Origin of the sequence: Nocardioides sp. (assembly GCF_024509035.1) — a bacterium.
GTDB lineage: Bacteria > Actinomycetota > Actinomycetes > Propionibacteriales > Nocardioidaceae > Nocardioides.
Map to the genome: position 1 here is coordinate 8,967 of NZ_JANINT010000349.1, position 11,477 is coordinate 20,443.

Genomic DNA, 11,477 nt, shown 5'->3' on the forward strand with positions numbered 1-11,477 from the left:
CGATCTTGCGGGCCCGCCACACCTGGACCTGCCCGGCCATCACCCGCGCCCAGAGCCGTGGGAGGCGGTGGCGGACCTCGACGGCGTCACCGAGGTAGGTCCGGCCGGTGTCGGTGGTCATCCCGACGGCGAGGGCGAAGTCGGCGACGCAGAACTCCGCGACCAGAGGTGCGCCCGGTCCGGCGATCGCGAGCTCACCCTGCGTGCCCTCGACGGTCGCGGCGTCGTCGAGGTCCGTGGCGGGGTGGGCGGCGGCCCACTCGGCAGCGAGCCGGAACTGACCGACCTCGGCGTCGGTGAGCACCGAGTGCATCGACTCCAGCGCAGCCAACAACCCGCCGGGACCATCGAGGTCCGGGTGCTCGAGCGGGGTGGCTGCCATGTACCTATCCCAGCAGAGCCCACCGACACCGCGATGCCTCAGAACCCCTTGTTCCACAGGGCTCTGGCAACTTCGAGAGTAAAATCTCGGGAGTCAGTGTGAGGTCGGAGTCGGCAGGCGGGGTCCCGGGCCTGAGGCGACGACCACAGCACGTCGACCACAAGCCGACCGTCAGCCGAGCACGGACGGTGACCACCCTCGGGTGACCACAGCGAACGGCGACCACGCTCCCTCGTTCTTCAACAACGACGACCCGAGCGGACCCGCAGGCCGACGTACATCTCAGCGCCCTGCGGACGCTGCGGGGGGTCTCGACAAGCTCGACCAGCGGCGGAGGCTCAGGACTCAGGCAGGTAGGCGTCCTCGCCGATCGCGACGAGCACCGGCGCCGCGTCCTCGTCGGCCTTCGGCAGCGCCACGATGATCGTGACCTCGGTGTCGGCGAGACCGGCGAGCTCGTCGGCGTTGGTCTCGATGGTGCCGTCGGCGTCGAAGTCGGCGAGCGCCTCGGCGGCGAGCAGGTCGGCGTCACCGACATCGATCACGACGTCGTCGAGGCACCACACCTGTTCCTCGGCGGGCTGATCGGCGGGCTGTTGCTCGGTCGCGCAGACGGCGAGCGTCCCGGTGCGCTCCTCGGTGACGGGCGCAGGGTCCGGGGTCGGGTCGGGAGTCGGGTCAGGCGTCGGGTCCGGGGTCGGGTCGGGCGTCGGGTCCGGGGTCGGGTCGGGCGTGGGATCCGGCGTCGAGCTCCCCGGGCCGGAGTGCGGGCCCGGGTGGACCTGCGCGGCCGCAGGGTGGCCGTGCGTGACCTGCTCGGCCTGCGGCTCCCCGTGCTGGCCCGGTGCGTGCGAGGCACCGGCCGGGCCGGCGGCCCGCACCGTCCGCACCGAGCGCGGCCCGTCGCCGTACGACGGGAGCGTGGGCAGCTCGTAGTCGCCGGAGCGGTAGGCGTGCTCGACGGCGAGCACGGCGTGCGCGTAGGCGTCGGAGGGGTTGTAGCGCAGGACCGCCTCGCGGCGACCCGCCCAGGTGTCGAGGTCACCGGGGACGGCGCACAGGAACACGGCCGCGCCGAGGGCGGCGTCGTCGAGGTCGTCGGCCGAGCGCACGCCGTCGCCGTCGGCGTCCACGCCGACCGAGGCCCAGGTGCTCGGCAGGAACTGCATCGGGCCGACGGCACGGTCCCAGCGGCGGTCGCCGTCGACGAGTCCGGCATCGGTGTCGGCCACCCGCGCGACCGGGCCGGCGCCGTCGAGCGCCACACCGCGGATGAGGGGCGCCGACACCCCGTCGGAGCCGAGGACGGCACCACCGAAGCGACCGTGGTCGGACTCGATCCGGCCGATGGCGGCCAGCAGCGTCCAGGACAGGCCGCAGTCGGGGTCGACCGACTCCATCACCGCGGCCGCGGAGCGATAGGCGCCGACGGCCTCGACGGGCAGGTCGAGCGGCGCCGTGGCGGAGGCATTCATCACCGCGCTCCGGCGAGCCTCGTGGGCGACCTGCCGGGTGTCGGTCGCGCTCGGCGTGACGACGGGCGCCTCGGAGGCGTCCGGACCGGCGTCCACGGTGATCACCACGTCGCGCACCGGAGGCGCGGGTCGGTTGCCGGGAGCGGACGCGGCGACCACGGCCACGGTGGCCAGGGTCGCGGACGCGCCCAGGACGAGTCGGACACGCCGGTGGAGCTGCATGGGCACGTGCTCGCCTCGCCTGTCGGGATCTCTCGGGACACGGTCCTGACCAGTCTGCGCCGGACCACGGCCGAGAGTCACCCCCCAGAAGGAGGAGATCTCGACGAACGAGGCTCCGGAGCGTGAACGACGGGAGAACACGTGGCTCACCTGCGCCCCGGCTCCCGCCGCCGTACGGCGCGGTAGACCTCGTCGGCGCCCCACACGACGACCGGGTACGCCGCCAGGCAGGCCAGCGCGCCGGGCCCGAGCGGGCGGGTGCCGAGCAGGTCCTGCGCGGTCGGAAGGTAGATCACGGCCGCGGCGAGAGCGACCTCGAACGCGATCCCGGCGAGCAGCAGCCGGTTGCTGAGCACGCCGATCGAGAGCAGCGAGACCCGGTCGGTGCGCGCCGCCATCGCCGTACCGATCTGGCAGGCGACGATGCCGGCGAACGTCATCGTGGTCGCCGTGAGGTAGTCCTCGTGCAGCGCGGATCCCGAGCCGACGGCGTCGCCCGGCCGCCAGCCTGCGGTCCACAGCACCCCGAGGAAGCCCCCGGTGACCAGGACCGCGGAGACGACGCCCAGGATCCCCCAGGCCCGCAGCAGCATGCCGCGGGTGATGAGGTTCTCGTGACGGCGGCGCGGCGGCCGGGACATCAGGCCCGGCTCGGCGGCCTCGCGGCCCAGGGCGAGCGCCGGCAGCGTCTCGGTGCCGAGGTCGATGAGCAGGATCTGGGTGACGGTGAGGCCGAGCGGGATCGCGCCGCCGGAGAGTGCGAACAGCAGGAACGGCACGATCTCGGGCACCGCGTGGGCGAAGATGTAGAGGATGAACTTGCGGACGTTGTCGTAGACCCGGCGGCCCGACTCGATCGCCCGCACGATCGTCGCGAAGTCGTCGTCGGTCAGCACCATGGTGGCGGCCTCGCGCGCCACGTCGGTCCCGCTCACGCCCATCGCCACGCCGATGTCGGCCTGCCGCAGCGCGGGCGCGTCGTTGACGCCGTCACCGGTCATCGCGACCACCCGGCCGGCCGCCTGCAGCCGGCTCGCGATCCGCAGCTTGTCCTCCGGTGAGCTGCGGGCGAACACGACCTCCTCACCGCGCGCCAGCAGCGCGTCGAGCTCGTCGTCGCCCATCGCATCGAGCGAGTCGCCGGCCACCACCGTGACCGGGTCACCGCCGATGCCCGCCGAGCGGGCGATGGCCGCCGCCGTGGCCCCGTTGTCCCCGGTGATCACGTGCACGACGAGCCCGGCGCCGTGGGCCTGCGCGACGGCGGCGGGTACGGCGTCGCGCAGCGGGTCGGCCAGCGCGACGAAACCGACCAGGGTGAGGTCGTGCTCGACCTCGCCGCGGTCGCCGGCCGGCACAGCGCCCAGCTCACGCAGTGCGCAGCCCAGCAGTCGCAGGCCCCGGCCGGCCAGCTCGGGGAGCCGGCCCTCGAGCCGCGCACGTAGCGCGTCGGTGAGGGGCACGACCTCCCCGGCCTGGGTGAGCACGCTGGCGCAGCGCGCCACCACCGCCTCGGGCGCGCCCTTGGTGAGCATCGTGCGCGACCCAGCCGGGTCGAGCACCACCACCGACATCAGCCGCAGCCGCGGGTCGAAGTGGAAGGTCGCGTCACGCGACTCGGGCGGCTGTGGCTCGACGGAGAGGTGGCGGGCGGCGCCGAGCAGCGCGAGCTCGGTCGGGTCGCCGACACCCGACTCCGGGTCGGCGGTCGTGCACCCGGTCAGCACCCGGACCAGCGCGGTGGCGACGACCCGGTCCGGGGCGCTGCGCGCGGTGGCGTCCCAGACGCTGTGCAGGTGCATCCGGTTCTGGGTCAGCGTCCCGGTCTTGTCGGTGCAGATCACGTCGGTCGAGCCGAGGGTCTCCACGGCGCTGAGCCGCTTGACCAGCCCGCCCCGCTTGGCGAGGTCCGCGACGCCGGCCGCCAGCGCGAGCGTGATCGTCGGCAGCAGCCCCTCGGGGACGTTGGCGACCAGGAGGCCGATGGCGAACACCGCGGCCTCGGTGAAGCTCAGGCCGGCGAGCATGCCCAGCGGCAGGAACGCCAGGCCGACGCCGACCGCGACGGCGGCGATCAGCCACGCGACCCGGCGTACCTGCCGTTCCAGCGGGCTCGACTCGTGGCCCGCCCGGCTGCTGAGCCCGGCGATCCGGCCGAGCTCGGTGTCCATGCCGGTGTGGACGACGACCGCGGTCGCCTCCCCGGAGATGCAGGTCGTGCCCGACAGCACGATGTCGCGGGCTTCGACGATGCGCGTGGTCCCGGTGCCGTTGGTGCCCGCCGCCCGCACGGCCGGCTGGGACTCGCCGTTCATCGCCGACAGGTCGACCTCGACCGCTCCGTCCAGCAGGCGCCCGTCGGCACAGATCGACTCGCCCTCCTCGACGACCACCAGGTCGCCGGGGACGATCTCGCGGGCGTCGACCTGCAGCCGATGACCGCCGCGCACCACCAGAGCGCGCTGCGGCAGGTAGGCGCTCAGCGCTGCCACCGCGTGCTCCGCGTGCCGCTCCTGGGCCAGCGCGAAGGCGGCGTTCAGCCCGATCACCGCGAGGATCGCCACGCCCAGCGTCGGGCCCTGCGTGGCCAGGGCGAGGCCGGCGGCCGCCCACAGCAGCAGCGCGAGCGGGTGCACGAGCTGACGCAGCAGCGCCGAGAACAGCGAGGTCCCGACACTCGCGGTCAGGACGTTGGGGCCCACCTCCGCGAGGCGGCGCGCGGCCTCCTCCGGAGTGAGTCCCTTCCCTTCGGTCTCGAGCCGGGCGAGCAGATCAGGCAGCGGGTCCAGCAACGGGTCGTGTGCCACGACACCCACGGCTCCACGCTGCCGCGCCCGGCACCGCCGTCACAGGGTCCGAGGGCCCGACGTGCCGGGACTCGGCCTCGAGTCAGCGCGGCAGGCCGAGGATCCGCTCCCCCGCGACGTTGCGCAGGATCTGGGTGGTGCCGCCTGCGATCGACAGGCAGCGGGTGTTGAGCATCTCCCAGACGTCGGCGCGGAGGGCGTCGTCGTCCGCACCGAGCACCACCCGGTCGCCGTGCAGGGACACGACGAGCTCGGCGCCGTCCTGCCGGTTGCGTACGCCGAGCAGCTTGGCGACACTCGACTCCGCGCCTGGCCCCTGGCCGGCCAACGACCGCAGCATGGAGCGCACGCCGAGGAGTGAGCAGACGGTCGCGAGGGCGATCGAGTGCCCCACGGCGACCCGCTGGGCCGTCGTCACGCCCGCGGCGGCGAGCTCGATCGCCCGCTCGGTGCTGGTGCTGAGCCGGCTGGTGGCCATCGCGACCCGCTCGTTGGCCAGCGTGGTGCGGGCCAGCCGCCACCCGTCGTCGACCGCACCGACGACCATGTCGTCGGGAACGAAGACGTCGTCGAGGAACACCTCGTTGAACAGCGCCTTGCCGGTGATCTCGCGCAGCGGCCGGACGTCGATGCCCTCGCTGTTGCGCATGTCCACGAGGAAGTAGGTGATGCCCTTGTGCTTGGGGGCGTCGGGGTTCGTGCGCGCCAGGCAGATCCCCCAGTCGGCGCGCTCGGCCACCGACGTCCAGACCTTCTGCCCGGTGAGCCTCCAGCCACCGTCGACCTTCTCGGCGCGCGTGCGCAACGACGCGAGGTCGGAGCCGGCCCCGGGCTCGGAGAACAGCTGGCACCACACCAGCTCGCCGAGCAGCGACGGCTCCACGAACCGCTCGCGCTGGTCGTCGGTGCCGTGCTCGAGGATCGTCGGCACCGCCCAGCCCGCGATCACGAGGTCGGGTCGGGCGACCCCGGCGCGCGCCAGCTCCTGGTCGATGACGACCTGGGTGACCGGATCGGCGCCGAGCCCGTACGGCGCGGGCCAGTGCGGCGTGAGGTAGCCGGTCGCGACGAACGCCGCCCGCTGCTCCTCGACCGGCAGTGCGGCGATCCGCTCGACGGCCTCGCGCACCTCGGCACGGACCGCCTCGTCGCGTCCCTCGAGGTCGAGCTGCACCCGGCGGCGTACGCCCTCCACCGCGGCGGCGGTGAGCCGCTCGGCGGCGGCGTCGCGGTCGCCGACGAGCGCGCGCAGCGTGAGCGCGCGGCGCAGGTAGAGGTGGGCGTCGTGCTCGAAGGTGAATCCGATGCCGCCCAGCACCTGGATGCAGGACTTCGCGACCTCGACGGCGCCGTCGAAGCACACCGCGGCGGCCACGTCGGCGGCGAACGACCACTGCTCGGCGTCACCGGGATCGTTCGTGGCGGCCGAGGCGACGTCCCAGGCGGCCGCGGTCACGGACTCGGCCGTCTCGAGCATCTCGGCGCACAGGTGCTTGATCGCCTGGAAGCTGCCGATCCTCTGACCGAACTGCTCACGCACCTTCGCGTACTCGACCGCGGTCGCCAGGCACCACCGTGCGACGCCCGCGGCCTCGGCGGCCGCGAGCGTGACGACAGCACGGCGTACGGCGGCGCCGTCCAGCCCGAGGGGCTCCCCCGCAGCGGCGTCGAGGACCCGCAGCCGACCGAACCGGCGCGTCAGGTCGAGCCCGGCCGATGCCGACAGCTCGACCGCCGCGCGCGGCAGCAGCCGCCAGCCCCCGTCCACGTCGGCCAGCACGTGGGTCGCCGACGGCGCGTCCCAGACGACGTCGCCGGTCGCGAGCCCGACGAGAGCATCCGCGGGCAGGCGCTCGCCGAGCAGCGCCGCCACCACCGCGGGCCCGAGCAGCGGGCCCGGCACCAGCTCGTGGGCGCACGCCTCGAGGGCGACCGCGACGTCGAGCGTCGATCCGCCCCCGCCGCCGGCCGACTCCGGCAGCCCGATCGTCGGCACGCCCATCTCGCTCAGCGCCGCCCACGCCGTCTCGAACGTCGCGTCCGCGTCCTCCTCGGCCGCGCGCGCCAGCTCGCGACCGCGCAGGTCCGCGGCCCACTTGCGCAGGCTGGACGCCAGCTCGACGTGCTCGTCGGAGATCCCGATCGACATGCGACTCCTCGGAAACTAGAACGTGTTCCAACTCTACTAGAGTGTGCGGGTGAGCGACGACTGGCTGACCCACGCCCTGGACGCGAAGGGCTTCATGCCCGAGGACGAGGGGATGCTGCTGCACCGGGTGGCGCTCGACCGCCTCCCCCACGGGCCGGCGCTCGAGGTCGGCACCTACTGCGGCAAGTCCGCGATCTATCTCGGCGCGGCGGCGCGCGAGGTCGGCGGGCCCCAGGCGGTCGTGTTCACCGTGGACCACCACCGCGGCTCGGAGGAGAACCAGGCCGGCTGGGAGCACCACGACGCCTCACTGGTCGACGACGAGTTCGGGCTGATGGACACGCTGCCGGTGTTCCGCACGACGATCGCCCGCGCCGGCCTCGAGGACCAGGTGGTCGCGGTCATCGGCCGCAGCACCACGGTCAGCGCCCACTGGCGCACGCCGCTGTCGATGCTGTTCATCGACGGCGGGCACGCCGAGGAGCACGCCCAGAACGACTACTCCGGCTGGGCGCACTGGCTCGTGGCCGACGGCCTGCTGGTGATCCACGACGTGTTCCCGGACCCGGCCGACGGCGGGCAGCCGCCGTACCACGTCTTCCTGCGCGCGCTCGGGAGCGGCGCCTTCACCGAGGTGCAGGCGCTGGGCTCGATGCGGGTGCTGCGGCGGACCTCGGGTCAGGCCGGCGAGCCGGTCGGCTGAGGACAGCCGCACTCGAGCCCGAGCTCCCTGAAGTGCGGTGCCAGCGAGGTGCCGCGGTAGATCCCCGACCCGGCAGTGCCGTGGCCCGCGACCTCGCCGAGCGCGTCGACGGCCAGGATGACGGCAGCCGCGGTGTACGTCGTGTGCTCGACCGGCCAGTATACGTTGCGCGGCTCGCCCTCGGGCGCGCTCGCCTCGTCGCCGTACACCCAACCGGTCCAGTAGCGCCCGTCGCTCTCACGCAGGTGCTGCATGTCGGCCAGCAGCGTGAGCGCACCCCGGTGATCGCCGAGCCCGTCGAGCGCCATCGCGAGCTCGCAGGTCTCGGCGCCGGTCACCCACGGGTTGGAGTCGACGCAGTGGATGCCGAGGCCGGGCACGACGAACTCGTCCCAGCGGGTCGCCAGGAGGTCGGTGGCGGCTCGACCACGCACCGCGCCGCCGAGCACCGGGTAGTACCAGTCCATGGAGTACGTCGACTTGTCGGCGAACAGGTCGCGGTGCTCGCGCACGGCGTGGCCGAGGCGGCCGCCGGCCAGCTCCCACTCCGGCTGCGGGTCGTCGAGCAGGTCGGCGAGTGCGACACCAGCACGCAGCGAGTGGTAGATGCTGGAGTTGCCGGTCAGCAGGCAGAAGTCCTCGGTGGGCGTCCAGTTGATGCCGCCCCACGCGACCTGCTGGGAGACGACCCAGTCCAGCGCCGCGCGCACGACCGGCCAGTACTCGTGGACGAACGAGATGTCGCGGCGCACCAGCCAGTGGTGCCACACGCCGACCGCGAGGTAGGCGCTCATGTTGACGTCGCCACGCTCGTCCTCGGGGACGCCGCCGACGATCTTCATCGGGAACGAGCCGTCCGCCCGCTGGAGACCGGGCATCCAGGCGTAGGCGCGCTCGGCGGCCTCGACCTCACCGCCGACGAGCATCGCCATCGCGGCCTCGACGTGGTTCCACATGTCGACGTGCTCGCCGACGGTCCAGGGCACGGCGCCCCAGGGCTCCTGCATCGCCACGATGGACGCGGCGGTCTCCGCGACCTGCTCGGCGGTGAGGATGCCCTCGACGTACGGGACGCGCGCCAGGCGACCGGTCACCGGCCGCCCACCGGCTTGCGGAAGTAGAGCACCATGCTCTTCCCGATCACCGGGTCGAGCACCTTGCTCGCCAGCTGCAGCGCGCGGGGCGCCTTCATGATCTCCCACACCAGGAGCTTGTGATAGGTCCGCGCCAGCACGTGCTCGTCGTTGTTGACGCCGACCGCGCACTTGATCCACCAGTACGGCGCGTGCAGACCGTGGGCGTAGTCCTTGCCCTCGAAGACCATCGCGTCGCCGGGCTCGCCGTCGTTGTACTTGCCGGCCTTGGTGACCTTGTCGATGAGCTCGTGGTCGGTGTAGATGCGGATGTGACCACCGGGCGCGTTGTGGTACTCGTCGGAGAGCCGCCAGTTGATGACCTCGGGCAGCCAGCGCGGCACCGAGATTGCCAGCGTGCCGCCGGGTCGAAGCACCCGCACGAGCTCCTTGATGGCGTCGACGTCGCGGTGGATGTGCTCGAGCACCTCCGCGGCCACGATGCGGTCGAACTCGCCGTCGGCGAAGGGCAGCTCGAGGGCGTCGCCCTGCTTGATGTCGGCGCTGGCGCCCTCAGGCACCTCGCCGTTCTCCTTCATCGCACCGAAGATCTCCAGCACGCCGGCGAGCTCGTCGGCGTCCATGTCGAAGGCGACCACGTCCGCACCGCGGCGGTACATCTCGAACGCGTGCCGACCACCGCCGGCGCCCATGTCGAGCACCCGCTCCCCCGGCTGGAGGCCGAGTCGGTCGAAGTCAACGGTCAGCACGTGCGGTCTCCTTCTGGTTCTCGGACCGGTAGTCCGCGATCACTTCCTCGTACGCCGCCGCGACCTTCTGCGCGACGGCGCGCCAGCTGAACAGCTCCTCCACCCGGGCGCGGCCGGCCGCGCCGTACCGCTCCCGACGCTCGGGGTCGTCGAGCAGGGCGGCGATCGCCGCGGTCAGCTCGCCCACGTCGCCGGGGGTGACCAGGTCCGAGCACAGGCCGTCGGGGCCGACGACCTCGGGGATGGCGCCGGCGCGCGACACCACGAGCGGGGTCGCGCAGGCCATCAGCTCGGCGGTCGGCAGCGAGAACCCCTCGTAGAGCGAGGGGACGCACGCGATCTCGGCCGAGCCCATCAGCTCGACGAGCTCGTCGTCGCTGACGCCGTGCACGAAGCGCACGGAGTCACCGATCGAGAGCTTGTCGATGAGCTTCTCGGTGCGACCGCCCGGCGTGGGCTTGGTGACGAGGATCAGCTCGACGTCGCGCTCGGTGCGCAGCTTGGCGAAGGCCTCGAGGAGGGTGGCGATGCCCTTCATGGGCGCGTCGGCGCTCGCCATCGCCAGGATGCGGCCGGGCACGCGTGGCTTGGCCGGCGGCACGAAGTTGTCGTCGACGCCGAGCAGGATCACCTGCATGCGGGCGGGGTCGACACCGAAGTCCTTGACGATGTCGCGCTTGGAGGTCTCCGAGGGCGTCATGATCTTGCGCGCCTGGCGGGCGACCCGGCCCTGCATCTTCAAGAAGCCGTACCAGCGGCTGAGCGTGAACTTGCGCCACGGGTTGCGGGTCGCGGCCATGTCGATGCGGCGGTCGAAGGTGATGGGGTGGTGCAGCGTGGTGATCAGCGGCAGCCCCATCTTCTCGATCTCGAGCATGCCGTAGCCGAGCACCTGGTTGTCGTGGACGATGTCGAAGTCGTCGACGCGCTCACGCAGGGCGCGGGCAGCGCGCAGGCTGAACGTCTTGGGCTCGGGGAACCCGGCCGCGCACATCGTCGCGAACTCCTCGACGTCGATGCGGTCGCGGAACTCCTTGAGCTTGGGCACCCGGAACGGGTCGGGCTCGCGGTAGAGGTCCAGGCTGGGGAGCTTGGTGAGCGTCACGCCCTCGTCGAGCTCGGGGTAGGGCTGACCGGAGAAGACCTCGACGGAGTGGCCCAGGTTGACCAGCTCGCGACTCAGGTGACGGATGTAGATGCCCTGACCGCCGCAGTGGGGCTTGCTCCGGTAGGACAACAGTGCGACCCGCATCCGCACCCTCTCTCTCGTCCCCCGACGGTGCCGGAGGGTTGGCCGGATGCGTGGGACACGCCGTGCCGGACGAACTGGAACGTGTTCCTATTTTACCCTACGCATTGGTAGCCTAGCCGCCGATATGCAACGGGCAGTCGCCAGTCTCTAAACTCGAGCGGACCGGGGTCGTCCCGATCGTCTTCCAACCCGTCAGGGGGTCCCTGTGAGCAGCGCCAACTCGTTGGCCGTCGAAGACCTGGGTTCTGCCGCTCAGCGCGATCGCCGCAAGCGCATCCTCGACGCGACGATCTCGCTGGCCTCGCAGGGTGGCTTCGACGCCGTCCAGATGCGCGCCGTCGCCGAGCAGGCCGACGTCGCCCTGGGCACGCTCTATCGCTACTTCCCCTCCAAGATCCACCTGCTCGTCTCGGCGCTCCAGCGCGAGTTCGAGCGCACGGAGGTCGCGCTGCGCGACCGGCCGATCGAGGGCGACACCACCGCCGAGCGCGTGATCAGCGTGCTCAAGCGCACCACCCGTGGCATGCAGAGCGACCCCAAGCTCACTGAGGCGCTCACCCGCGCGTTCATGTTCGCCGACGCCTCGGTCGCCGCCGAGATCCACCAGGTCGGCATGCTGCTCACCTCGATGCTGATCCGCGTGA

The 11,477-nt window shown here is 72.6% G+C and carries 8 protein-coding genes and 1 pseudogene; 2 read left to right on the forward strand and 7 right to left on the reverse strand.

Translation table 11 applies throughout. The features are described from left to right. The 4 genes and pseudogenes from Q0L15_RS21105 to Q0L15_RS21120 form a co-directional block, all read right to left on the reverse strand. Positions 1 to 382, reverse strand: a pseudogene (locus tag Q0L15_RS21105) (HNH endonuclease); the annotation flags it as partial. Between the two features lie 338 nt (positions 383 to 720). After that, positions 721 to 2,085, reverse strand: a complete 1,365-nt coding sequence (locus Q0L15_RS21110) for a lytic transglycosylase domain-containing protein (RefSeq protein WP_296606696.1) — start codon at positions 2,083 to 2,085, stop codon at positions 721 to 723. 140 nt (positions 2,086 to 2,225) lie between these two features. Then, complete coding sequence (locus tag Q0L15_RS21115; protein WP_296606697.1) at positions 2,226 to 4,895, reverse strand: cation-transporting P-type ATPase; 2,670 nt, start codon at positions 4,893 to 4,895, stop codon at positions 2,226 to 2,228. 73 nt (positions 4,896 to 4,968) lie between these two features. Then, a complete protein-coding gene (locus Q0L15_RS21120; protein WP_296606698.1) occupies positions 4,969 to 7,035 on the reverse strand; it encodes an acyl-CoA dehydrogenase in 2,067 nt (688 codons plus the stop codon). A gap of 49 nt (positions 7,036 to 7,084) precedes the next feature. On the opposite strand from Q0L15_RS21120, the gene Q0L15_RS21125 reads away from it, so the two are divergent. Further along, positions 7,085 to 7,738, forward strand: a complete 654-nt coding sequence (locus Q0L15_RS21125) for a class I SAM-dependent methyltransferase (RefSeq protein WP_296606700.1) — start codon at positions 7,085 to 7,087, stop codon at positions 7,736 to 7,738. On the opposite strand, the gene Q0L15_RS21130 is transcribed toward Q0L15_RS21125, so the two are convergent. Genes Q0L15_RS21130 through Q0L15_RS21140 form a run of 3 tightly spaced genes read right to left on the reverse strand, consistent with a single transcriptional unit; the run spans position 7,714 to position 10,833 of the window. Next, positions 7,714 to 8,832, reverse strand: coding sequence for a prenyltransferase (locus Q0L15_RS21130; RefSeq protein WP_296606703.1), 1,119 nt, complete (start codon positions 8,830 to 8,832; stop codon positions 7,714 to 7,716). The two genes, Q0L15_RS21125 and Q0L15_RS21130, sit on opposite strands and share 25 nt — an antisense overlap. Continuing rightward, positions 8,829 to 9,581 carry a class I SAM-dependent methyltransferase gene (locus tag Q0L15_RS21135; protein ID WP_296606704.1) on the reverse strand — a complete coding sequence of 251 codons (753 nt, stop codon included), beginning with the start codon at positions 9,579 to 9,581 and terminating at the stop codon, positions 8,829 to 8,831. Before Q0L15_RS21135 ends, Q0L15_RS21130 begins: the two co-directional genes overlap by 4 nt. Beyond that, the gene (locus Q0L15_RS21140; RefSeq protein WP_296606706.1) at positions 9,568 to 10,833 is read right to left on the reverse strand and encodes a glycosyltransferase family 4 protein; all 1,266 of its coding nucleotides are present in this window, start codon (positions 10,831 to 10,833) and stop codon (positions 9,568 to 9,570) included. Before Q0L15_RS21140 ends, Q0L15_RS21135 begins: the two co-directional genes overlap by 14 nt. 205 nt (positions 10,834 to 11,038) lie before the next feature. Between Q0L15_RS21140 and Q0L15_RS21145 the strand changes: the two genes are divergently transcribed. Continuing rightward, the coding region (locus tag Q0L15_RS21145) for a TetR family transcriptional regulator (RefSeq protein WP_296606708.1) at positions 11,039 to 11,477 on the forward strand (439 nt) is incomplete at its 3' end.

Excerpts from the sequence above, each read along its gene's own strand:
- Q0L15_RS21120 (WP_296606698.1), bottom strand. The coding sequence starts at position 7,035 with ATGTCGATCGGGATCTCCGACGAGCACGTCGAGCTGGCGTCCAGCCTG.
- Q0L15_RS21140 (WP_296606706.1), bottom strand. The coding sequence starts at position 10,833 with ATGCGGGTCGCACTGTTGTCCTACCGGAGCAAGCCCCACTGCGGCGGT.